The organism is Agrobacterium sp. LEGMi-208b, assembly GCF_059511785.1.
Genome location: NZ_CM183445.1, coordinates 1,111,897 through 1,134,067 on the forward strand (window position 1 = coordinate 1,111,897; position 22,171 = coordinate 1,134,067).

Consider the following 22,171-nt stretch of genomic DNA (forward strand, 5'->3'; position numbering starts at 1 on the left):
GGCACGGCGGGCGGAAGCGAAGCGAGCGAAAAGATGAACGGATTGCGATCGAAAACCCAACAGCCAAGTGACAGATCGTCCCTTGATGCGCTCAATCGCACCATTGAAGGCCTCGAAGCCCGTATAGAGGGGCTGATGAGCCAGAAATTCCCGCGCGATCCGCGGGCCGCGAGCGCCCAGCCCGAGCCGAAGAACGAGAGCTATGCCGCGCAGCGTGCCGCCGTCACGCCGCCGCAACTCGATCCCGTCAACGAAATCCGCCAACGCCAGCGCCTCCTCGAAGCGAGCTTCCAGCGCCCGCAGGAACCCGTCGCCCGTCCGGAGCGGACGATTACCAGACCGCTTGCGCCGGAATATCGCGCGCGAGACACCCAGCAAACGGCTGCTCCCGCGCCGCGTGCCCGCGCCATTCCGCCCTATCAGGAACAGCAGCGCAATGACGCAGCCCTGCAGGAGATCGCGCAGGCGCTCGTCAATCTTCGCCATGAGCTGAAGCACGACATAACCGAGGGCGTTGCCCGCGAAGCGCAGGGGCTGCGCGCCGAAATCCGCAATATCCGCGCCGTTGCGGAAGACCAGCAATTCATCGGCGATCTGCGCGACGACATCGCGCGGCTGGCCGGCAGCATCGACCAGCTCGGCAACCTGGCATCTCCTGACGCCTATGGGCTGCGCAACGAATTCGAGGACCTGCGCCTCACCATCGACCAGCTTGCGCGCGAAGACAGCGTTCACCGGATCGAAAGCCGCTGGAACAATGTGGAAGACACGCTGCGCGGTTTCGATGCGGCCTCCTTGCAGGACGAGATCGTGTCGCTCGCCTATCGTCTCGATGACATCAAGACCCAGCTCGGCGGCATGAGCAACAATCCCGCCGTACGCGTGCTTGAGGAAAAGCTGATCGCCATTGCCAGCGCCGTGGAGCAGCTCGGCAAGCACATGCAGCCCAACGAGGCCGCCTTCACCGAACAGTTTTCCGGTCTCGACCAGCGGCTGGACGAAATCAGTCGCGCCATTGCCGCAAGCGGCACGCGCGCCAATGCGCAGGCAACGGACAATGCGCTGGCGCAACGTCTGGAAAGCCGGTTGAACGGCCTTGCCGAACAGGTCGGCGATATCAACCGCCTTGCCGCCGCCAAGCCGGAGCCGGCACTTGACCTCACCGCCCGGCTCGAAGCGCTCTCCGGCAAGATCGACGAACTCAGCACCGCCCGCGACGCTGCGCAGCTGCACGAGCGGCTCGACCAATTGTCGCTGCTTCTGGAGCGTTCGCAGCGCCCTTCGCAACAGGCGGAACTGACGTCTTTCCTCAGCGATATCTCCCGCAAGATCGACGCGCTCGATCACGGCGCCATCAATGACGGCCTGGCAGAACGGCTCGACACGCTCTCGCGGCGGATCGAGGACCTCGACTATCGCTATAGCCAGCCGCAGCCCGCATCCGGTCTGAGCGAAAGCGCCTTTTCCCGTCTGGAAGAGCGGCTCGGCACTATCGCCGCCCGTCTGGACGAGACCGCCCATGCCGCACCAGCCGACAGCCACGCGCTGGCAAGCCTCGAAAACCAGATCGCCCATCTCTCTACGCTGATCAGCCAGCCGGTGCAGATGCAGGCAACGGGCATGTCGCCTGAACTCGATGCCCGCATGGCGGCGATCGAAGATTACATGGCGTCGAACGATGAATATATCATCGAAGCGGCGCGGCAGGCGGCCGAGGCCGTTCTCGACGCTTATACCCGTAACAATCTTTCGGCCGGCGCAAACATCGCCGACATGACGATGCTGACAGATCTTGCGACCGATCTGCGCAACCTCGAAGCCCTGAGCCGCAATACCGAAGAGCGCACGCACCGCACATTCGAAGCGCTGCACGAAACGCTGGTGCAGATCGCCGGCCGGCTGGACAACCTCGACAACGCTCCCGCCTATCGCGACGAGGCCCCCCGCAACGTCGCGCAGCCTATGGTCACCCCCGCCCGCGAAGAAGCGCCGATGCCGGCCGCAATCTTTCCGGAAGAAGGCTATATTGCCGAAGAGCAGGCCATTCTTGATGATGACCGCGAAAACGACGCGGCAACGATCGTGCCGCCCGCCGCGGCAAAGCTCGCAAAGGCAGAAAAAAAGAGCCTGCTCGCCGGCCTGACAAAACGGTTCAAGACCGGTACGGCGAAAACCGCCAAAACCATTGAGGAGCCAGTCTCGGCCTCCTCCGCCCGCACCCAGGTTGAGCCCGCCCCGTCGCTCGATCCGATCGATGTTCTGCCGGCTGGCCAGGAAAACGAACTTCTGGAGCCGGGTTCAGGGGCGCCTGATATCAAGAAAATCCTCGAGCGCGTGCGCGCCACTCAGGTAGCCGCGACTGGCAAGGCTGCAGACGCCGAAGGACGGACGGATTTCATCGCCGCCGCCCGCCGTGCAGCGCAGGCCGCCGCCATGGAAACATCGCCGGAGAAGCTGGACACCGGCAAGAAGGGCCGCAAGAGCGACACATCGGCGCTTTCGCGTTATCGCCGCCCGCTGCTTCTCGGCATCGGCGCCATTCTTCTGGCAATGATGGCCATGCCGCTCGTCAAGACGCTGATCGGCGGCGCGGAAGCTCCGGCACCGGTCATCGAGCAGAAGATGGAGAATGGCCCGGTTTCCGCACTTCCCGAAACCGGCGACAAGGCCGTGACCATTCCGTCCGATCTCGCCATCGATCCGGAACAGGCCGCATCGGCAGACAGCATCGAAAACGCCGCACCGGCGCAGAACACCATCGATCCCCGCACCGTCGGCGGCGCACCGCTGCCGGATGAGCCGCCGGTTGCCGATGTTCCCGCCGTGGAACCCGCAAAGTCAGACACCGTCGCGCAGAATGAAGGGCCGAAACCGGCTGAGGTCACCACCACGACTATCCCTGCGCAGGACGCCATTACGGTTCCCGCCGGCATCGAGCCGGCATCGCTCGCCGAAGCCGCCGCCAAGGGCGACACGCAGGCGCTGTTCGAGATCGCAGCGCGCTACACCGATGGCCGCGGCGTTGCCGCAGACCGTGCGGAAGCGGCAAAGTGGTACAAGATGGCGGCCGATCGTGGCCTTGCGCCCGCGCAATATCGTCTTGCCAATCTTTACGAAAAGGCGAACGGCGTCGAGCGCAACCTTCCCGAAGCGAAGCGCTATTACACGCTTGCCGCGGAACAGGGCAATGCCGGCGCCATGCACAATCTCGCGGTCCTGCTCGCCTCCGACGCGGCCGGCCAGCCGGATTTTGCCGCCGCCGCACAATGGTTCATCAAGGCCTCCGATCTCGGCGTCCGTGACAGCCAGTTCAACCTCGCCATTCTTTATGCGCGTGGCAGCGGCGTGAAGCAGGATATCGAGGAATCCTACAAGTGGTTCGCCATTGCCGCCAAGGATGGTGACGCGGATGCCGCCCAGAAGCGCGATGAGGTTGCCGGTGCGATGAGCCCGCAGCAGCTTCAGAGCGCCAAGGCCAAGGTGGACAGCTGGAAGGTCAAACCGCTTTCGGACGATGCCAACAGCGTCAACCCGCCCGAGGAATGGGCTGGCAAGGAAGGCGTGAAGACCGCCTCCGTGGATATGGAAAAGGCGATCCGCAACATTCAGGCCATTCTGAACAAGAACGGTTTCGACGCAGGCCAGCCGGATGGCAAGCTTGGCAAGAACACCGTGACAGCGATCAAGGACTTCCAGAAGTCCGTGGGTCAGACGCCGGATGGCCGTATCACCAACGAGCTGGTGACTGCGCTGCTCGCCCGCAACAAATAGGTCTTCGAGAACCGGCGAAGCGGCAGCCTGGCCGCTTTCGCTCAGCCCGGCGCAGGAATGTGGCCGGTTGCCGACACACGGCCGCTATCTTTCCAAATTATCAACGTATTTACCGTTGAATGTTGACAGGTCAGGCCCTCGCGGGCATGACGGATGAAGGCCGGGCATGCCCGATCTTTTCAGACAGAAAGTGTAAATCGCGGCACGGCCCCCACACCCGGACAGGCCCTGCCGCCCGGAACCATTTGCCCGAGGTCCGAGCCGTGACTGTCTATCTGCCGATCGCAGAACTGTCGGTGAATATTTTCATCATTCTCGGCATGGGCGCGGCCGTCGGTTTTCTGTCCGGCATGTTCGGCGTGGGCGGCGGCTTTCTCATTACCCCGCTGCTGATCTTCTATAATATCCCCCCCGTAGTGGCCGTGGCCACCGGTGCGAACCAGGTGGTTGCCTCCTCCGTCTCCGGCTCGATCACGCATTTCCGGCGCGGCACGCTGGACGTCAAACTCGGCAGCGTGCTGCTTGTCGGCGGCCTGGTCGGGGCGACAGTCGGCGTGTGGATATTCTCCTTCCTACGCAGCATCGGCCAGCTCGATCTCATCGTCTCGCTGCTCTATGTCATCCTGCTCGGCACCGTTGGCACGCTGATGCTGAAGGAGAGCATTTCAGCACTGCGCCGCGCCGCCCGCAATGAAACCGTGACGCTGCGCCGGCCGGGTCACCACAACTGGGTGCACCGGCTGCCGCTGAAAATGCGGTTCAAGAAATCGAAGATTTATCTCAGCATCATTCCCGTCGTTGCGCTGGGCTTCGGCATCGGCATCCTCACCTCGATCATGGGTGTCGGCGGCGGCTTCATCATGGTGCCGGCGATGATCTATCTTCTGCGCATCCCCACCAGCGTGGTTGTCGGCACCTCGCTGTTCCAGATCATCTTCGTGACCGCCTATACGACCGTCGTTCAGGCGGCGACCAACTATTCCGTCGATGTGGTGCTGGCCTTCATCCTCATGGTGGCTGGCGTCATCGGTGCGCAATATGGCGTGCGGGTGGGTCAAAAACTGCGCGGTGAACAATTGCGCGCGCTGCTCGCCCTCCTCGTCCTCGCCGTCGCGCTTCGCCTTGCGGTATCGCTGGTGGTGCGCCCGGAAGACCTGTTTTCTGTTGCCGTCGGGGGGCTAGGTTATTGACCCGCCACCAGCTGCTCGCCGCCCTTGCTCTGCTCTCATGTCTTGTCCTTGGGCAAACTGCTTCGGCGCAAACACCGCCGCTCGCCGTGCTGCCCGGTCCGCAGCAACGGCCGCTGCAGGAAAATATCGAAATCGGCGCATCGACAACGGAAATTCCCATCGCTTCGGATTTTCGCGGCGCGGATTTCACGCTTTTCGGTGCGCTGAACAATACCGACCAGCTACTGCTGGCCATCGGGCAATACGACATTGTCGTGACGCTGGAAGGGCCGAGCGACTATATGACCGTGCGCAAGAAGGAGCGGGTCGCCGGCATCTGGATCAATACCAGCGCCATCACCTTCACGCCGCTGCCGGAATCCTATTCCATGGCCAGCACCCGCAATATCAGCGATGTCGCCTCGCCCGGCACTCTGCGCGCCATGGGGCTGGGTGTCGACCATCTGTCGCTCAAGAGCGCCGTCTTCTCCGGCGTGCCCGACAATGTCTTCGATTTCCAGGAAGCCTATCGTCGGCTCAAGCTTTCGAGCGGCATCTATCGCAATGATACGACCGGGGTGCGGCTGGAACGCACCGGTCTTTTCTGGGCAACGCTGCGCCTGCCCGCCAATGTGCCGAACGGCGTCCACACCGCCCGCGCCTATCTCTTCAAGAGCGGCAAATTCATCGCCCAGCGCGAACTGAAGCTGCGTGTCGTCAAGACCGGCATGGAACAGGCGATTACCGACGCCGCGCATCAGACGCCGCTTGCCTATGGCGCGCTCTGCGTTCTGCTGGCCGTCGTGACCGGCTGGGGCGCAAGCATCATCTTCCGCAAGGACTGATCCTTTTCATCCCGCAAAATCGGGCGCTGGCCGCCCTTTCCGCCAAAGATAGCATTCGCTTCCGTCATCGGTTTGCTGTAAAATTCAAGGCGTTACAACCACGCACGCAGATCATGGCGGTAAGCGCGGTTGTGACCGGGATGAAAAGGAGAAATGTCATGTTCAAGCACATTCTCATTCCCACCGATGGCTCGCCGCTGGCGCAGATCGCAATCGACCAAGGGTTCGCTCTCGCCAAGGAGGCAGGCGCAAAGGTGACCGTCGTGACGGTATCGGAACCCTTTCACGTGATTGCCAGCGATGTCGAGGACATTGCCGCCATTGCAGAAGAGGAATTCCACCGCTGCGAAGAAGCAGAGCATCTGCTTCGGGATACGCAGGCGCAGGCAACATCCATGGGGCTGGATTGCGAAGCGCTCTTGGCACGGGCGGGAAGGCCTGACGAGGCGATCATCGAAGCCGCCAACAGGAGCGGCTGTGATCTCATCGCCATGGCCTCGCACCGGCGCCGGAGCTTCGTGGAAATGCTGCTCGGCAGCGTCACGGCCAAGGTGCTGAAGAATTCGAAGATACCGGTGCTGGTCTACCGGCAATAGAGCGTTTCCAGTAAAAGTGCATCGCGGTTTTGCGTCCGGACAATGCGTAAAACAACGAGGCAACGGCGTCGATGCGCTCAGCCGAGCAGATTTGCAAACCGCACCGAATAGATGCGGTCCCTCCCCATCAGATGCGCGACGAGAGCGGCATGATCGAACAGGCCGCGCATGGCCTTATGCCGCAAATCCAGCCCGCCGCTCATGACCCCGAATGCCGGCATCAAAAGCCTTGAGCCGTCGGTGGCGAAACAGGGGCGTCGCACCGTCTTTTCGCGGCGACGCACTGTGGCGGAAGGATGCAGGTGACCGGCGATTTCACCAGCGGCATCGCCCGGCTTCGGCTCGTGGCGGAAGGTGAGGTTGCCGTAAAACATCTCGTCCACCGATGAACCCGGCAGATCAACCGTGCCATCGGGGTCGTGATTGCCGTTGATCCATATCCATTCGCGGCCACGGGCCATTTCGCGGATGAGTTCGCGCAACATGGGCGGCAGATGCTCTGACCCGACGCGGTCGTGGAAATTGTCGCCGAGGCTGACGACGATCTTCGGATCGTAGCGGCTGACGAGTGAGGAGAGTATCTTGAGGGTGGCGATGGTGTCATAGGGCGGCAGCATGCGTCCGCGCCGCGCAAAGGCCGCCCCCTTTTCCAGATGCAGGTCGGAGACGACGAGCAAAGACAGGTCGGGCAGGTAGAGCCCTCCCAGGGGATCGCACCAGGCCGCGACGCCATTGATGGCGGTTTCGCTGCCGAGGCATTCGAAGCCATTTGAAAACCTGTCGCTCAATGTCAGCCGGCTCAGCACTTTTATCGTCGTTCCTTCATTGTGTATGTCAGGACATGGCCTCGGCGATCAGCTCGGCGGCGGCTTCGGCCAACACATCGTCCATCGCCTCGCCCGCCACCGTCTCGCGGCCGATTTCCAGCATCACCGGAACGGCAAGCGGCGAGACATGTTCCAGCGCGCGGTGGGTGGTGTGACCCTTGATTCGCTTCAGCATATCGCCAAGACGGCCAATATCCAAAAGTCCCGCCGCCGCATCGCGCCGTGTCGCTTCCAGCAGAATATGATCCGGCTCATGGCTGCGAAGAACGTCATAAATAAGATCGGCGGAGACCGTGACCTGTCGGCCGGTCTTTTCCTTGCCCGGATGGCGGCGTTCGATAAGGCCGGAAATGACGGCACAGTTGCGGAAGGTGCGTTTCAGCATGAAGGATTCGTCCAGCCACGCCTCCAGATCGTCGCCCAGCATATCCTCATCGAGAAGGTCCGCCAGCGACAGGCGGCGGGATTTCAGCCGCATGCCGATATCCTCCATGGCCCAGATGGCGAGCGAATAATCGGTGGCGACGAAACCCATGGGCTTGGCACCGGCCCGCTCCAGCCGCCGGGTGAGCAGCATGCCGAGCGTCTGATGCGCCAAGCGCCCCTCAAAGGGATACATGACCATGAAGAAGCGCTTGCGGAAGGGAAAGGTCTCGACCAGCAGCTCGTCGCGCTTCGGGATGATCGATTTTTCCTTCTGGATCGCCAGCCAGTCGCGCACCTGATCCGGCAAAGCGTGCCAGCGCGCCGGGTCCGAGAGCATGGAACGCACCTGATCGGCGAGATAGGTGGAAAGAGGAAACTTGCCGCCGGCATAGGAAGGAATTTTCGGGTCCATGGAGAAGGCCTGCGACACCAGACATTCATTCTCCCTGATGCCTTCGAAGCGCAGCACCTTGCCGGCGAAGAGGAAGGTATCGCCCTGCACCAGCTGCTCGAGGAAATATTCCTCGACCTTGCCGAGCGACATACCGCCACGGCCGACCGTGCCCTTGGCATTGCGCTTGACCATGCGGACATTGAGTTCCGCCGCCTCGACGATGGTGCCGAGGTTCAGGCGATATTGTTGTGCCACCGCCGGATTGGAGACCCGCCAGCGACCATCCTTCATCTGGCGGATGCGGGCGTAACGCTCATAGGTGCGCAGCGCGTAACCGCCGGTGGCGGTGAAATCCACCACCCGGTCAAAGGTGGTGCGCGGCAGATCGGCATAGGGCGAGGCACTGGTCACTTCGCGGTAGAGATCGTCCGCATCGAAGGGTTCGGCGCAGGCCATGCCGAGCACGTGCTGGGCGAGAACATCGAGCGCGCCTTCGGCAATGGGCGGCGTATCCTGAGCGCCGATATAATTGGCATCCAGTGCTGCCCGGCACTCCATCACCTCGAAACGGTTGGCGGGAACGAGGATCGCCTTTGACGGCTCATCCATGCGGTGATTGGCACGGCCGATGCGCTGGGCAAGACGACTTGCTCCTTTCGGCGCGCCGACATGCACGACAAGGTCGACATCGCCCCAGTCTATGCCGAGGTCGAGTGTAGATGTGGCGACGACGGCGCGTAATTTGTTTTCCGCCATGGCCGCTTCCACCCGTCGGCGCTGGCCGGCATCCAGCGAGCCGTGATGCAGCGCGATCGGCAGATTGTCGTCATTGATGGTCCAGAGTTCCTGAAAGATCAGCTCCGCCTGCGAGCGGGTGTTGACGAAGATCAGCGTCGTCTGATGCTCCTTCAGTGCGGCATAGAGATCCTTCATCGCGTAACGCGCCGAATGGCCGGACCAGGGAATGCGCTCTTCCGTATGCAGGATGGCAATGTCCGGCTTTGCCCCGCCTTCGACGGTGATGAGGCCAGCGGGCGACTCACCCTGCCCCTGCGGGGCGAGATAACGACGCAGATCCATCGGCTCCGCCACCGTGGCCGAAAGGCCGATAAAGCGCACACCGGGCGCATGCCGACGCACCCGGGCGAGCGCCAGCGACAGCAGATGGCCGCGTTTGGAGGTGACGAGCGAATGTAATTCGTCGAGCACCACATACTTCAGGTCACGGAAAAAGCGCTCGGCCTCCTTATTGGCAAGCAGCAAGGAAACCTGCTCCGGCGTGGTCAGGAGAATATCCGGTGGCTTGATCTTCTGGCGCTGGCGTTTGCCCTGCGGCGTATCGCCTGTTCGTGTTTCGATGGAAATCGGCAAGCCCATTTCCGAGACGGGCCTGGTGAGATTGCGTTCAATATCCACCGCAAGCGCCTTCAGCGGCGAGATATAGAGCGTGTGCACGCCGACAAAACCGGAGCCAGGCGGAACCTTGCCGCGCTCCGCCAGATCGGTGAGCGAAGCCATGAAGCCGCCCAGCGTCTTGCCGGCGCCCGTCGGTGCAATCAGCAGCATGTTTTCACCGCCGCGTGCCCGCGCCATCAATTCCAATTGGTGGGCGCGCGGAGACCACCCCTTTTCGGCAAACCATTTCTGGAATGGAAGGGGCAAGGCGCCGACATGGGTGCCGGAAGTGGGGGACTCGGTATGTTTCACCCCTTCAAGGTAGTGAAAACCCTGCGAAAAAGAAGGGCATAACGGGGCCGCTTGACAGGAAAGCAATATCATGGATAAATAATATCCATGATATTGAAGCAAATCAGACAGGGGCAAGCCCGATGAAACTCGGTGACGGCGTGGAACAGGCCATTCACAGCGTCGGAATGCTGGCGGGGCTTTCCAAAGGCGGTGTGCTGTCAGCGGCCGCGCTGGCTGAATTCCATGGTGTTTCCACGAGCTATCTTCTGAAACACCTGCAATCGCTGTCCAATGCCGGCATAGTCGCCACCGTATCGGGACCAAAGGGCGGTTATCGTCTGGCCCGGACGACCGACACGGTCACGCTGCTGGATATCGTGCTGGCTGTGGAAGGGCCGCAGCCCGCTTTCCGCTGCGCGGAAATCCGCCAGCGCGGGCCGAACCCCTTGCCGGAGCGTTATTTCACCAGGCCCTGCGGCATCAATGCCGCGATGCTGAAAGCGGAGAAAGCCTATCGGGCGGAACTCGCCAAGACCACCATCGCCGACATTCTCGGCGATCTCGCCGCCAATGATGACGGCGGGATTGCCGCGCGCGGCTGCGCCTTTCTGGAGCTGAACGAGCGTAAGACAGCGGCGCGCTGAGGCCGGAAACAGGAACCCAAAGAGACCGAGCTACACCGGAGAGCTTCGCCGCTTTCCGGAGCGATGATGCATGACTTTCAATAGACCCAACCAATGGAGAGACCCATGAAAACCCGCATCAACTATGCCAAAGCATCCCCCGAAGCCTTCAAGGCCGTCATGGCGCTGGAAAATTACGTTCAGGGCAGCGGGCTCGAGCGCCGCTTCGTTCACCTCATCAAGCTGCGGGCCTCTATCATCAACGGCTGTGCCTTCTGCGTGGATATGCATGTGAAGGAAAGCCGCCATGACGGGCTTTCCGAACAATGGATCAACCTGATGAGCGTGTGGCGGGAATCCCCCGTTTATACCGAACAGGAAAGAGCCCTGCTTGGCTGGGTGGACGCGGTGACGAAGATCGCCGAAACCGGTGCCCCGGATGATGCCTTCGAGACACTGAAGGCGCATTTTTCCGACGAGGATATCGTGAAGATCACCGTCGCCATCGGCACCATCAACACCTGGAACCGCATCGCCGTCGGCTTCCGTTCGCAGCATCCGGTCGAAGCCGCGGCCAAGGCAGCCTGATCTTCGCAGCCCGAACTGACGGCCGCTACATGGCGACGTAGCGGTCGTTCCTGTGATTGATGGCGAGCGTGAGGTTCATGACCAGCGCGCCGAGGACGGAGCAGATGATGACGAAAGGTGTGGCCACGAAAAACGAACAGGCCAGCACCATGCCGTCAAAGGCGAGCTGCACGAGGCCGGCGCGCCAGCCGAAACGATCCTGCAGATAAAGCGCCAATATGCCGAAGCCGCCGAGGCTGGTGCGGTGGCGAAACAATGCCAGCATGCCGGCAGCAACCGTCAGCCCGCCGAAAAGTGCAGCAGCAACCGGATTGATGCTCTGAAAGGCGAAAAAGCCGGGCATATATTCCGACAGCAGCGCCGTCATGGCGATGGCGCAGAAGGTCTTGACCGTGAAGGCGAGGCCAAGGCGACGGAAGGCGAGATAATAAAACGGCAGATTGACGAGGAAGAAGACCGTGCCGAAACTGAGGTCAGTGCCGTAATGCACGAGAAATGCCAGACCGACCGTGCCGCCCGTCAAAAGGCCGGCAGCGGAAAACAGCGTGACACCGAGCGAAACCAGCATGCTGCCGGCGAGAACGCCCTGCGCATCTTCCAGCAATGAATGCCGATCCGGCGCGGAGACCCAAAGGTTCAGACGCCTGCGTGCGCTCGTATCGTCCATGCCCTTTTCCCCTGACTTTCGGCCCCTGCCGAACTCGCGTTCTTTCGCTTTTCCTCGAAACGCGAAAACACTCTAACTCTTTGTTTTCGCGCATTTCCGGACGGAAAACCGGGTTCCACTTTTCCTGGAAATGCTCTATTGCGCCGAAGCGCTCCGGATTTCAACACCTTTGCTCAACGCACGACGATGTATCTATCCGAGCGGTGATTGATGGCGAGAAACATGTTGAGGACAAACGCGCCGACAATCGAATAAACGACCGTGGCCGGATCGATGACGAAGAAGGCGCAAAGCATGACGAAGGCATCGAAGGCAAGCTGGATCAGACCGGCGCGAATGCCGAAACGGTCCTGAATATAGATGGCGAGAATGCCGATTCCGCCCAAGCTGGCGCGATGGCGATAAAGCGCCAGCAAACCATAACCCAGAAGCAGACCACCAAGCAGCGCCGCCCAGAGCGGATTGATGCTGTCGATCACCATCCAGCGCGCCTCCACTTCCGTCAGCACCGAAACGAGGCCGATGGCGATGAATGTCTTGAAGGAGAAAGCGAGACCGAGGCGACGGAAAGACAGGTAATAAAACGGCAGATTGACGAGGAAGAACAGCAGGCCGAAGCTGATACCGAAGGCATAATGAAGGAGGAAGGCGACGCCGGCGGTGCCGCCGGTCAGAAGGCCGACCTTGTTCAGGAGATAAAAGCCGAGCGCCGACACAATGGCACCGGTGATGATGCCCTGCACGTCCTCCACCGGCGCATGTCTGGCCGGATCGGAACTCCACATGCCGTAAACGCTTCTCGTTCTGCTCACGCTTTTTTCCCCAGGTTCAGGCATATTTTGCACTGCAAAAAACGTCTGAGCAAGATGGATACGTAAGGAAGCCTGACCTATCGTAAAAATGGCAAGAAACGGAATGTTCAGGCTTTGGCGCGGGCAAGAAAAAGAATGCCGGAAAGGGGTTTTCCGGCATCCTTGCGAATGGTGGTTTTGCGGATTTCGATGAGGGAGAAGCCCGTCCGCTCAAGAAGCTCGGTCACGTAGCTTTTCGAATGGGCATAACGAAGGGACTCCCGCAACACGAAACCGTCTTCCTCCCCCGCATCCTCCACCGAAAAGGCGAAAAAGCCTGAAGGTGCGAGCAGGGCGGAAACGAGCGGCATGACGGTTTCGAGACTGCCGAGATACATCATCACGTCGGCGGCGGCGACGAGGTCGGCGCGGTGCTCTACCAATGCCGGAGGGAACAAACCTGAGATATGCGCCTCAAGCGAAAGATCGGCCTGGCCGAGATAGTCGTAAAGACCCTTTTCCTCCGCCTTGGCCAGCATGTTCTGGGAAATATCGAAACCTTCCAGCCGTTTCGAGAAAGGGCGGATTTCAACCCCGAGCAGGCCCGTGCCGCAGCCAATATCGATGATGGTGTCGAAGACGTCGCTATCCGCAGCCTTGCCGATCAGTTCCGCCAGCTTTTGCGGCACGCTGTAGTCCAGCTTTTCCACGAGCGAGGTTTCGAAACGGTCGGCGTAGTCGTCGAAGAGCCCTTCCACATAGCGGCTCGGCGGTTGCTCCGGTGTTTCGGCGGCGCCGAGAACCGCGAGTTTCAGCTCGGCTGCAAACAGCCCTTCCGTATCCAGTTCAGCGACCTTCTCGTAAGCCGCTATAGCTTTTGCGGTCTCCCCCGCTTTTTCGTGATACTCCCCGAAGCGAAACCAACCCGCCGTCCACCGTGGCGCAAGTTCCAGCGCCTGTTCCATAAGTTCGGCGGCGGCGGGATAGTCACCGCCTTCCGCCAACATGCGGGCATAGTCGGCCCGGCGGTCGGCAATGACGTCACCGGAAGAAAACTGGTTTGGGGCCATCAATGATTTCCTGAGAAGATGCCGGCTGTCATTTATCAAGCCATAAAAAAACTCAAGTCCTATTTCATGGCCCCTGCGTGGAATTGGCGAATATGACGCGATATAGTGCGCCGAAACTTGCATCGAAGCGTCGTGCTTCATATGTCAGGACAAAACAGGAGACGTGCTGATGGCCGGTGAGGTCAACAAAATGCTGGGTGACACGGTGGCCCGCACCGTCGTGAAGCTGCTGGTGGTTTCATTGCTCGTCGGCTTTCTGATGGCTATCTTCGGATTGACGCCATGGAACATCATCTATGGCGCGCGGGATTTCGTGGTCGACCTGTGGCGCAGCGGTTTCCATGCGCTGGGCGCCATCGGCGACTATCTGATCCTCGGGGCTACGATCGTCATTCCCGTTTTCATCATCCTGCGCCTTCTGAGCTACCGCCGCTGACATGACCGATACTTCGCTTCAGACGCTTACCCGGCGCGGTTTCGTGCTGCTTTCCGCCGGTTCCGTTCTTTCCGCCTGCGTGTCCATGCCGACCAACAAGGGCATGCCATCAGGCACCCGCGACGAGACGGCGGCGGCCCTTCCCATGGTCAATGATCTGCGCCGCTCCAAGGGGCTTTCGCCACTCGCCATCAATGGGGCAGCCAGCGGTGCCGCCGCCTATCAGGCCGGCCGCATGGTCAAGGCCCAGAAGATGGCGCATCTGATCGGCCTGACGGACAGTTTCCTGATCCGCATGAAGGACGGCAATGTGCCGCTTCCGGCAGCGGAAAACGTGGCCGCCGGGCAGGATAGCGTCGAGCGGGTGGTCAAGGCCTGGATCGGCTCGCAACACCATCTCGAAAACATGCTCGGGCCCTATAATGGCCTCGGCGTCGCGGTCGCCTATGACGCGGCCAGCCGCAACCGGCCGTATTGGGCTATGGTGCTCTGCGCCTGAGGTAAAGCGGCGGGAACCATCCTCTTCCCTCATTCCTGTGCTCGTCACAGGAATCCAGCCGACGCGCGTCTGCGCGGCGGGAAGGACTCCTCGGACTTGTTCCGGGGAACAGGGATGAGGAGAGCGCCTGAGGACGCGTTGCCTCGACCTTCCAGATCTGCGCTCAGCCGAGCTTGCGATCCGCCCAGCGGTCCACCGCGCTGTCGCGCAGCTCGCGAATGGACTGCACGCCCTCGCGGGCGACCAGCTTCGACAGGCCCTTGACGATCGCCGAGGGCAGGCCGGGACCTTCATAGACCATGCAGGAATAAAGCTGCACGAGATCGGCCCCCGCCCTCACCTTTTCCAAAGCCGTCTCTGCGGATGAAACGCCACCGACACCGATGATCGGCAGGTTGTCGCCGACCCGGCGGCGCATCTTGGCGAGAACCGTGGTGGAAAGCTCGAAGAGCGGCTTGCCGGACAGGCCCCCGGCCTCGCCCTTGTGCGGGCCGGGTCGCAGGCCTTCGCGCGAGAGGGTGGTGTTCGAGACGATCAGGCCATCGAGATCATGGGCGAGCGCCTCTTCGGCAACGTCGTCCAGCCCCTCCTCGGTCAGATCGGGCGCGATCTTGAGGAAGACCGGGATGCGCTTGCCGAAACGTTCGGCCTCCGCCTTGCGACGCTCCAGCACGGCCGCGAGAAGGGCGGCAAGGCTTTCCCGCGCCTGCAGGTCACGCAGGCCGGGCGTGTTGGGCGAAGAAATATTGACGGTGAAATAGGATGCGACCGAATAAAACGCCTCGATGCCCTGCACATAATCGGCGATGCGGTCTTCGCTATCCTTGTTGGCACCGATATTGACGCCGACGATGCCACGCAGCTTTGCCTGCTTCAGACGTTCCAGCGCGGCGGCATGGCCTTCATTGTTGAAACCGAGGCGGTTGATGACGCCCTCATCCTCCACCAGCCGGAAGATGCGCGGCTTGGGATTGCCCGTTTGCGCCTTGGGCGTGACGGTACCGATTTCGGTAAAGCCGAAACCGAGCCTCAGAAGCGGCCCCGGGACTTCCGCATTTTTGTCGTAACCCGCCGCCATGCCAAGCGGATTGGGAAAGACGAGGCCCGCCACCGTCTGCTGCAGACGCGGATCATGCGGCACCATGCAGGTGGGCAGGAAGCCGCTTTTCAGCGCCGCGATGGACAGCCCATGCGCCTTTTCCGGATCGACCAGAAACAGGCCCTTGCGGCCGATCGAGGAAAATAATCCGCTCATCACAAAATCTCCGGAAACTGGTGCTGGCCATCGTGACCGAGCGAAAGCGGCGTTTCCCAAAGCACGGCGGTCAAGGGAAGAGACGCATAGAGGTGAGGAAAGAGATCGCCGCCTCTGGAAGGTTCATAGACCAGCTTGTCGCCAAGCGCCGCGCCGTCGACCGCGATCAGAAGCAGATCGACCTGGCCGGAAAAATGCCGCGCGGCGGTTTCGGCCACCTGCTTTGCCGTCGAAAAATGAATGAAACCGTCGGTGAAATCGATGGCCGCGCCTTCGAAGACGCCCTTCGCCTTTGCCGCACTCCACAACGTCTCCGGCACGATTTTATAGATGATCGCGGGCGTTTCCTGCATAGGGCTCTCCAAGGCTTTCCACTCAGCGGGATTTGCCGCAAAGCTCGAAGATTGTCCACAGTTTCCACGGCATTTTTATTGCGCAGAGCCCGAAAGACCGCATGTCCACAAGCTTTTCCTTGTAATGCGGGACCGATTGGCGCAACCTTTGGCGGAGGAGCCGGACGTGTTTCGACCACCGGCAAATGGGAGTGAGCCAGTATCAGAAAAAGAACCGCATAACGCCCTTGGGAGGGGGCCAGAATGTCGGAACTTGTCATTATCATCGCAGATGACCACCCGCTTTTTCGCGGCGCCCTGAAACAGGCCGTATCCGGCCTCGATGGGCAACAGAGCATTATTGAAGCCGGGGATTTCGAGGCCGCCCGAAGCGCGGCCGCAGCGCGCAACGACGCCGATCTCATGCTTCTCGACCTCGCCATGCCGGGGGTGAGCGGATTTTCAGGCCTGATGGCGCTCCGGGCGGAATTCTCCAGCCTGCCGATCGTCATCGTTTCGGCAACCGACGATGCGACCACCGTGCGCCGCTCCATCGAACTCGGCGCTTCCGGTTTCATTTCCAAATCCTCTGGTATCGACGATATCAGGGACGGCATCCGCGCGGTTCTGGAAGGCGACGTCTGGATACCGGCGGGTCATCAGGGCGATAAGGAACAGGATCCTGACGTGGCGGATCTCATTGGCCGGCTCAGAACGCTGACGCCGCAGCAAAGCCGGGTTCTGGGCATGCTGGCCGAAGGGTTGCTGAACAAGCAGATCGCCTATGAGCTCAATGTTTCCGAAGCCACCATCAAGGCGCATGTCTCCGCGATCCTGCTGAAGCTCAAGGTCGACAGCCGCACCCAGGCGGTGATCCAGCTCGCCAAGATCAACACATCCGCCATGGTGGCATAGAAAAGGATTTTATTCCTTTCCTTGCTTTACTCCTGACTGGATTTGGTCTAGATTCCGGTCAGTAAACGACAGGAGCTTTCCGCTATCGGCTCCACTTGCGGGCTTTCTATCATGCTGTCACACGAGACGATCTGGAGCGCCATCGATACGCTTGCCGAACGCCACCAGCTGACGCCTTCGGCATTGGCGAAACGTGCCGGCCTCGATCCCACCTCGTTCAACAAATCGAAACGTTTCGGCCCGGATGGCCGCAAACGCTGGCCTTCGACGGAATCCGTTTCCAAGGTGCTGGAGGCGACGGGGGCAAGCGTCGACCAGTTTTTCGGTTATGCTTTCGGCAGGGCGCAAACGATGCAGCCTTCCGGTGCCGACAACGCCATTCCCCTGCTCGGTTTCGCACAGGCGGGTTCGGGCGGCTTTTTCGACGATGGCGGTTTTCCGGCGGGTCAGGGCTGGGATGTGGTGGAGTTCCCCTCCTCCCCCGAGCGCAAACAGGGTGTCTATGCGCTGGAGGTGCAGGGCGAGAGCATGATGCCGCTTTACCGTGACGGCGACATCCTCATCGTGGAGCCCGGCGCGCAGGTGCGGCGCGGCGACCGCGTAGTGCTGAAAAGCCGCGATGGCGAAGTGATGGCCAAGGTGCTTGCGCGGCAAAGCCCCAAAAACATCGAGCTTCTTTCGCTCAACCCGGAACATCCGAACCGCAGCTTCGACATGGCCGAGGTGGAATGGATCGCCCGTATCATCTGGGCCAGCCAATAATCCTCAACTGCGTTTTCCGCGGGATCGACCGGGTACGCGCGCTGAGAACATTCGTTTAAAGACCGAGTGTCCTTGCGGCGGCATCGACCGTCATGATCTTCGCGCCTCCCGACACCGCCCTGCGGACGAGGCCCTGAAATCTGCCTTCCGGACAACCGTAAAAGCTCGGCGCCTGCGAAACATCATGGGTGAAGATGATGAGCCAGCCGCCTTTTTGCAGAACATCCTCCAGCCAGCCATCGGCGGCATCGAGGTAGTTTTGATCCGAACGCAACTCGACTGCGGCAAGATTATGCGGGTCGACACTGCCCCGGTTGATCCCTGGCATGATGCCGCGCGCCGTCCTGAACCGGCGTCGCAGCAGCGGCTGCATGACCGGTGAGGCCATGCCGAAGGGAACGGAGAAATTGCGCCCATGGCGGCTTGCATCGAACGAGCCGAGCACGCGGTCATTGCGATCGAGATCCTCTTCCAGCCCCCGTCGGGAAAAGCTCGAAAGCTTACGATGGGAAAAGGTGTGGCAGGCAAGCTCATGGCCGGCCGCCGCCAGTTCCGAGCAGCCTTTCGCGGAAATCATCTGCTGCTGTCCATCGTATTGGTCGATAAACACGCCGGCGATGTAAAACGTGCCGCAAACGCCCTCGTTTTCCAGAATGCGCGCACCCGCCGTCCAGGCGCTTGCCGGCACATCGTCGAATGTGAAGGACACGATCGGTTCGGATGTTTCGATCCGCACCGCCGGTCCCGGAAAATAGCGCACCAGCCGGTTATTGATCCGGTCTGTAAAAGTCCCGATTTTTTGCGTCATACAAAGCCCCCCGGCCTGTCTGCAAATTACTGTCCCTCTTCGAGTATGTCGTACGCCTGATGCCTCAAACAATAGATTGCGATGAGAAGAGAAGACCAGATAGGCCCGGTTCCGGTAAAGAAATTACTCTCTAAACACGAAGAAAGTAGCGCATACACCCAGATTCTTGCAAAAAGTCGGGTCAGGCCCGGATCCGTGCCCTTGTCCACCGCTGTACGGAAATCGTTCGCGGGTATGATGACCAGCCAGATGACGGTTAGAATGAAGGCCGGCAAGCCGCCGTTCAGCAGGCTTTCAATATAGCCATTATGGGCATGGAAGGCTGTGACCGCCCAGGTGCCGGCAATATCGGCCTGCGACAGGAGCCGGTCGCTCGCCCAGAATGCCTGGAACCCCTGCCCAAAGATCGGTGACTGCGCGAAAGTGTCGAAGGACAGGCGCCATATGTCCGTCCGGCCGGTGAAAGTGGAATCGATGCCCAGGCTCTCGACAAAATTCTGTATGCTCGGAAAATAGGTGGAGCCGACCGCGGATATGTTGATGAAGGCCAGAAGACCGCCGATCATCAGCAGCGTGCGGTGGGCATGCCTTTCCATGATCCAGATCAGCGCCACCGTGACGGGCAACAGCATGGCCGCGGTTTTTCCATTGGTCTTCCAGAGGAAGAAACCGGCCAGCAGCGTGATGGCGATGCCGCCCAACGTCGACCAGGCATTGCGCAGGTAAAGCCCGATCATGAAAAGAATGATCATCGCCGGAGCGGCGGCATTCTTGTGATTGAAGATACCGCGCCAGTCACCCGCGAGTGCTTTTTCATCGAGATCATAGGGCTGATGGATCGAGCGCGAGCTGAGGAAGATCACACCCAGATAACACAGCGCCAGGAGAATGATGGCGAAGATGGCCATCATCCGGTCGAACTGCCGCCGGTCGCGCGGCATGACGACGAGGACGCTGGTGATGAAGCACAGGAGCGCGGTGAAGATCAGACGTTGCATCGACGTGCCGGGCTGGGTTCCAACCACCGAGCAGATAGCCAGCCAGAAGAACAGCAGCAGAATGGGCAATCGCGGCCGCAGCAGAAGCCCCGTCAGCCGGTGGCGCAGTGCAAAAACGCCGAGAATCAATGCGATGACGAGGCCCGTCAGCTGGTTTGCGGCCGCGTGCGGCACGGGCGGTGCCGCGAGATTTTCGAAAGGCGCGACGGAAATCCAGATATAGAGCATGGTGGCGACGAAAAAAAACGCGTCGCGCCGGCCGCCGGCAAGGGATATGGCGCTGCCTTGCGCAGAGACGGGCTGCGTATCAGCCAAACGCGGCATGGTCGCCTGCATCGGAAATGGATAGTCGGATCATTGGCCTGCCTTGTGACGAACAACGAAACCCTTCTGAAACAGGGCCATGTCCAAATAACCATAAACAGTCATTATCATCATTATTATGCAATTGCTTTAACCCTCTCTTACCTCAAGGGGGATAAGACAGGATAAACTGCCATTCATTCGGGTCGCGGACTTTCACTTTATTGGCCGGTTGCGGCTTTTTCAGTTCGCCAGATTTTAAAAGCAGCGCAGTCATTTTTGAATTCGCCCGGCACTGCCGGAAAACATGGAGAATGAGGTGTCGTTCAATACGCCGCGGCTCGGCCATCTAGTCAGACTGGGATTGACCTACATGGCGTCCGGCGGAGCGCTCCTCATGTCCAGCGCCGCCCAGCTCCTGACCTTCGCGCTGCTTGCCCGCCATCTCGGTGTCGAACAATTTGCGCTTTACGCCTCCATCACGGCCGTCACCAATCTCGGCGTCCAGATCTGCGGCATCGGTTCGCAGGAATCGCTGATCCGCCGTGTCGCGCAGGATCGCAGCATGTTTCCCGTCATGCTCGGCCACAGCTATCTGTTAAGCGCCGCGACAGGCGTTGTACTGACGATCATCGGCATGGTGACGATCCCGGTCTTTTTCCCGACCTCGGAAACATTGCTGCACACGCTTATCACCACCTTCCTGATCCTGTTCACCAACCTCGTTCTCCTGAAGGTCATCTCGCTTTCCACGCAGAGCTTCATCGCCCATTCCGATTTCGGCTCGGCCAACAAGCTGGAAGTGATGTTCGCCGTCGCTCGCACCATTGCCGCGGTGGTCGCCTGCCTCATCTTCAAGGTGGAGACGGTTGAGGCTTGGGCGTTGTGGAACCTCGCCGCCCACACCATTGCGGCCGTGATTTCGGTCAAGGCGATAGCAAGACTCGGCAGCCCGGTGTTCCGCATCGTGCGTGAGGAAATCCGCATCGGCATCCTGTTTTCCACCCAGTTTCTGTTCAAGGCGGTGCGCGGCAATGCCGATATTCTCGTTCTCGGCGCCATTGCCAGCGCCGAGGTGCTCGGCAGCTATTCCATCGCCCGGCGTATTCTCGACAGTTCCTATCTCTCCGTCGAGGCCCTCAACCGGCTGATCTATCCCGGCTCGGCTTCCGCCGCCCTGCAAGGCATCACCAAGACCATAGAGCGCGCCTATAATGTGCTGAAGGCTGCACTTTTCATTGCCACCGGCAGTGCGCTCGTCATTTTCATCATCGCGCCGTTCCTGCCGCTTTTGTTCGGCGATGAATATGTCTCGCTGCCGATCATCACCCGCGTGCTTTGCTGGGCGGTTCTGCCGATGGCCGTTGCCGCCACCGCGCTTGAGGCGCTCGGCGCATCCGGACGGCAGGATATTCGCGCCAAGATATGGAACAGCGGCAATCTCATCGGCTCCGTCGTCGTCGCCTTCTTCACCTGGTCCTTCAGCATTTCCGGAACGATCGGCAGCTATTTCATGGTGGAAACCGCCATCGCCGCCGCCGTATGGATCGCGCTGCTGCGCCTGCGACGCAATGAAGAGGTTTTCGCGCCAGCCAAATAAGAGCTGGCGTCAGGACACATCTGGGGGCCGGCTCCCTCTAGTAGAGCCCATAGGGGAAACAACGACGGTAGATTTCCTCCAGCCGGCCGTTGCGGGAAAGGGCGGCCAGCGCCTGATCGAAAGCCGGGACAAGCACGTTGTCGGGATCGACGGTCATGATGGACAGACCTTCGCCCAGAAACCTGTCGGACATATAGGGACCGCCGAAGAGCGCGCAGCAGCCTTCGGAAGCGCTTCCTGAAACCCAGAACGGCAGGCGCAGTCCGTCCGCGAAGATGGCGTCCACCTTGCCTTTCTTCAGCGCGTCATACATCGGCTCGTAACCATCGAAACCTTCGGCTGTGGCCTTTGGAAAGAATGCCTTCAGCATCTGTTCGTGCCGCGAGCCGGCAACCACGCCCACCTTCTTTCCCGAAAGCGCATCGGCACCGGAGCCGGTGAATTTCGCCGCCTTGTTCACCGCAAGACGGGCGGGCATCAAGAGATAGGGCCGCGAGAAGGTAAAACTCTTGCGCAGGTCGGCGGTGGTGGCGAGACCGGAAATCACCGCTTCGCCCTCGCCCATTTCCAAAGCCGCCTCCAGCTCGTCAAACGGCAGCGCCTGCACCTGGCATTTGCTCTCGACCTTCAGTTGCGCGCAGATTTCACGCACCAGATCGACATGGAAACCCGCAAGCCGGCCTTCCTGATCGGTAAAATTGAAGGGCGGGAAATCGACCGACATCAGAAATCTGATGCGAGGTACGGAAGAAAGATCGCCGCCCGGAAACCGCTCCTGCGCATCGAACAACACCGGCATCCGGTTTC

Annotated in this window: 21 protein-coding genes; 11 read left to right on the forward strand and 10 right to left on the reverse strand. The window is 60.6% G+C overall.

Translation table 11 applies throughout. The features are described from left to right. The first annotated feature begins 33 nt into the window (after positions 1-33). The 4 genes from podJ (at position 34) to AC5YUO_RS05565 (ending at position 6,381) form a co-directional block, all read left to right on the forward strand. Positions 34-3,771 (forward strand): cell division protein PodJ, encoded by a 3,738-nt coding sequence (gene podJ, locus AC5YUO_RS05550; RefSeq protein ID WP_496154533.1) that lies wholly within the window; start codon positions 34-36, stop codon positions 3,769-3,771. 263 nt (positions 3,772-4,034) lie between these two features. Further along, positions 4,035-4,961: a sulfite exporter TauE/SafE family protein gene (locus tag AC5YUO_RS05555; protein WP_496154534.1), complete on the forward strand. Its 927-nt coding sequence runs from the start codon at positions 4,035-4,037 to the stop codon at positions 4,959-4,961. Next, entirely contained in the window at positions 4,958-5,785 is an 828-nt protein-coding gene (locus AC5YUO_RS05560) for a TIGR02186 family protein (RefSeq protein ID WP_496154535.1), read from the forward strand. The genes AC5YUO_RS05555 and AC5YUO_RS05560 overlap by 4 nt, the downstream gene beginning before the upstream one ends. A 158-nt stretch (positions 5,786-5,943) precedes the next feature. Continuing rightward, complete coding sequence (locus AC5YUO_RS05565) at positions 5,944-6,381, forward strand: universal stress protein (RefSeq protein ID WP_003522788.1); 438 nt, start codon at positions 5,944-5,946, stop codon at positions 6,379-6,381. A 77-nt stretch (positions 6,382-6,458) separates the two neighbouring features. Here the strand turns inward: AC5YUO_RS05565 and pdeM are convergent, their stop codons facing one another. Further along, positions 6,459-7,187: a ligase-associated DNA damage response endonuclease PdeM gene (gene pdeM, locus AC5YUO_RS05570; protein ID WP_496154536.1), complete on the reverse strand. Its 729-nt coding sequence runs from the start codon at positions 7,185-7,187 to the stop codon at positions 6,459-6,461. A 28-nt stretch (positions 7,188-7,215) separates the two neighbouring features. Continuing rightward, positions 7,216-9,807 (reverse strand): ligase-associated DNA damage response DEXH box helicase, encoded by a 2,592-nt coding sequence (locus AC5YUO_RS05575; protein WP_496154537.1) that lies wholly within the window; start codon positions 9,805-9,807, stop codon positions 7,216-7,218. Between the two features lie 50 nt (positions 9,808-9,857). On the opposite strand from AC5YUO_RS05575, the gene AC5YUO_RS05580 reads away from it, so the two are divergent. Further along, positions 9,858-10,361, forward strand: a complete 504-nt coding sequence (locus AC5YUO_RS05580) for an RrF2 family transcriptional regulator (protein WP_496154538.1) — start codon at positions 9,858-9,860, stop codon at positions 10,359-10,361. Positions 10,362-10,466: 105 nt separating this feature from the next. Then, entirely contained in the window at positions 10,467-10,928 is a 462-nt protein-coding gene (locus tag AC5YUO_RS05585) for a carboxymuconolactone decarboxylase family protein (protein WP_400820936.1), read from the forward strand. 25 nt (positions 10,929-10,953) lie between these two features. Here AC5YUO_RS05585 and AC5YUO_RS05590 read toward each other — a convergent pair whose 3' ends face one another. From AC5YUO_RS05590 to AC5YUO_RS05600, 3 genes are all read right to left on the reverse strand, one after another. Continuing rightward, positions 10,954-11,595, reverse strand: a complete 642-nt coding sequence (locus AC5YUO_RS05590; protein WP_496154539.1) for a YitT family protein — start codon at positions 11,593-11,595, stop codon at positions 10,954-10,956. Between the two features lie 173 nt (positions 11,596-11,768). Further along, positions 11,769-12,380 (reverse strand): YitT family protein, encoded by a 612-nt coding sequence (locus tag AC5YUO_RS05595; protein ID WP_496154811.1) that lies wholly within the window; start codon positions 12,378-12,380, stop codon positions 11,769-11,771. 134 nt (positions 12,381-12,514) lie between these two features. Further along, entirely contained in the window at positions 12,515-13,456 is a 942-nt protein-coding gene (locus tag AC5YUO_RS05600; protein WP_400820931.1) for a class I SAM-dependent methyltransferase, read from the reverse strand. A 169-nt stretch (positions 13,457-13,625) separates the two neighbouring features. Between AC5YUO_RS05600 and AC5YUO_RS05605 the strand changes: the two genes are divergently transcribed. Both AC5YUO_RS05605 and AC5YUO_RS05610 read left to right on the forward strand, forming a co-directional pair. Beyond that, the gene (locus AC5YUO_RS05605; protein ID WP_003493739.1) at positions 13,626-13,892 is read left to right on the forward strand and encodes a DUF6460 domain-containing protein; all 267 of its coding nucleotides are present in this window, start codon (positions 13,626-13,628) and stop codon (positions 13,890-13,892) included. Between the two features lies 1 nt (position 13,893). Continuing rightward, a complete protein-coding gene (locus AC5YUO_RS05610) occupies positions 13,894-14,391 on the forward strand; it encodes a CAP domain-containing protein (protein ID WP_400820927.1) in 498 nt (165 codons plus the stop codon). A 163-nt stretch (positions 14,392-14,554) separates the two neighbouring features. Here the strand turns inward: AC5YUO_RS05610 and AC5YUO_RS05615 are convergent, their stop codons facing one another. After that, positions 14,555-15,646 (reverse strand): quinone-dependent dihydroorotate dehydrogenase, encoded by a 1,092-nt coding sequence (locus AC5YUO_RS05615; protein ID WP_496154540.1) that lies wholly within the window; start codon positions 15,644-15,646, stop codon positions 14,555-14,557. Further along, positions 15,646-15,999: a DUF952 domain-containing protein gene (locus tag AC5YUO_RS05620; protein WP_400820922.1), complete on the reverse strand. Its 354-nt coding sequence runs from the start codon at positions 15,997-15,999 to the stop codon at positions 15,646-15,648. The genes AC5YUO_RS05615 and AC5YUO_RS05620 overlap by 1 nt, the downstream gene beginning before the upstream one ends. Before the next feature lie 243 nt (positions 16,000-16,242). Between AC5YUO_RS05620 and AC5YUO_RS05625 the strand changes: the two genes are divergently transcribed. Continuing rightward, a complete protein-coding gene (locus AC5YUO_RS05625) occupies positions 16,243-16,893 on the forward strand; it encodes a response regulator (protein ID WP_035265127.1) in 651 nt (216 codons plus the stop codon). Positions 16,894-17,004: 111 nt separating this feature from the next. Continuing rightward, complete coding sequence (locus tag AC5YUO_RS05630; RefSeq protein WP_400820919.1) at positions 17,005-17,655, forward strand: S24 family peptidase; 651 nt, start codon at positions 17,005-17,007, stop codon at positions 17,653-17,655. Positions 17,656-17,710: 55 nt separating this feature from the next. Here AC5YUO_RS05630 and AC5YUO_RS05635 read toward each other — a convergent pair whose 3' ends face one another. Further along, complete coding sequence (locus AC5YUO_RS05635; protein WP_496154541.1) at positions 17,711-18,463, reverse strand: polysaccharide deacetylase family protein; 753 nt, start codon at positions 18,461-18,463, stop codon at positions 17,711-17,713. Between the two features lie 26 nt (positions 18,464-18,489). After that, on the reverse strand, positions 18,490-19,785 hold the full coding sequence (gene uppY, locus AC5YUO_RS05640) for a Wzy-type polysaccharide biosynthesis protein UppY (RefSeq protein WP_496154542.1): 1,296 nt from the start codon (positions 19,783-19,785) through the stop codon (positions 18,490-18,492). A gap of 286 nt (positions 19,786-20,071) precedes the next feature. Between uppY and uppX the strand changes: the two genes are divergently transcribed. Then, entirely contained in the window at positions 20,072-21,364 is a 1,293-nt protein-coding gene (gene uppX, locus AC5YUO_RS05645) for a Wzx-type polysaccharide biosynthesis protein UppX (RefSeq protein WP_400820912.1), read from the forward strand. Between the two features lie 37 nt (positions 21,365-21,401). Here uppX and AC5YUO_RS05650 read toward each other — a convergent pair whose 3' ends face one another. Continuing rightward, positions 21,402-22,163: a transporter substrate-binding domain-containing protein gene (locus AC5YUO_RS05650; protein ID WP_496154543.1), complete on the reverse strand. Its 762-nt coding sequence runs from the start codon at positions 22,161-22,163 to the stop codon at positions 21,402-21,404. Positions 22,164-22,171 lie beyond the last annotated feature (8 nt).

Coding starts and splice junctions, on each gene's coding strand:
- AC5YUO_RS05575 (WP_496154537.1), bottom strand. CDS start 9,807: ATGATATTGCTTTCCTGTCAAGCGGCCCCGTTATGCCCTTCTTTTTCG.
- AC5YUO_RS05650 (WP_496154543.1), bottom strand. CDS start 22,163: ATGCCGGTGTTGTTCGATGCGCAGGAGCGGTTTCCGGGCGGCGATCTT.
- AC5YUO_RS05600 (WP_400820931.1), bottom strand. CDS start 13,456: ATGGCCCCAAACCAGTTTTCTTCCGGTGACGTCATTGCCGACCGCCGG.
- uppX (WP_400820912.1), top strand. CDS start 20,072: ATGGAGAATGAGGTGTCGTTCAATACGCCGCGGCTCGGCCATCTAGTC.
- AC5YUO_RS05580 (WP_496154538.1), top strand. CDS start 9,858: ATGAAACTCGGTGACGGCGTGGAACAGGCCATTCACAGCGTCGGAATG.
- AC5YUO_RS05590 (WP_496154539.1), bottom strand. CDS start 11,595: ATGGACGATACGAGCGCACGCAGGCGTCTGAACCTTTGGGTCTCCGCG.
- AC5YUO_RS05610 (WP_400820927.1), top strand. CDS start 13,894: ATGACCGATACTTCGCTTCAGACGCTTACCCGGCGCGGTTTCGTGCTG.
- AC5YUO_RS05630 (WP_400820919.1), top strand. CDS start 17,005: ATGCTGTCACACGAGACGATCTGGAGCGCCATCGATACGCTTGCCGAA.
- podJ (WP_496154533.1), top strand. CDS start 34: ATGAACGGATTGCGATCGAAAACCCAACAGCCAAGTGACAGATCGTCC.
- AC5YUO_RS05565 (WP_003522788.1), top strand. CDS start 5,944: ATGTTCAAGCACATTCTCATTCCCACCGATGGCTCGCCGCTGGCGCAG.
- AC5YUO_RS05585 (WP_400820936.1), top strand. CDS start 10,467: ATGAAAACCCGCATCAACTATGCCAAAGCATCCCCCGAAGCCTTCAAG.
- AC5YUO_RS05615 (WP_496154540.1), bottom strand. CDS start 15,646: ATGAGCGGATTATTTTCCTCGATCGGCCGCAAGGGCCTGTTTCTGGTC.
- AC5YUO_RS05595 (WP_496154811.1), bottom strand. CDS start 12,380: ATGTGGAGTTCCGATCCGGCCAGACATGCGCCGGTGGAGGACGTGCAG.
- AC5YUO_RS05625 (WP_035265127.1), top strand. CDS start 16,243: ATGTCGGAACTTGTCATTATCATCGCAGATGACCACCCGCTTTTTCGC.
- AC5YUO_RS05635 (WP_496154541.1), bottom strand. CDS start 18,463: ATGACGCAAAAAATCGGGACTTTTACAGACCGGATCAATAACCGGCTG.
- AC5YUO_RS05605 (WP_003493739.1), top strand. CDS start 13,626: ATGGCCGGTGAGGTCAACAAAATGCTGGGTGACACGGTGGCCCGCACC.
- AC5YUO_RS05620 (WP_400820922.1), bottom strand. CDS start 15,999: ATGCAGGAAACGCCCGCGATCATCTATAAAATCGTGCCGGAGACGTTG.
- uppY (WP_496154542.1), bottom strand. CDS start 19,785: ATGCCGCGTTTGGCTGATACGCAGCCCGTCTCTGCGCAAGGCAGCGCC.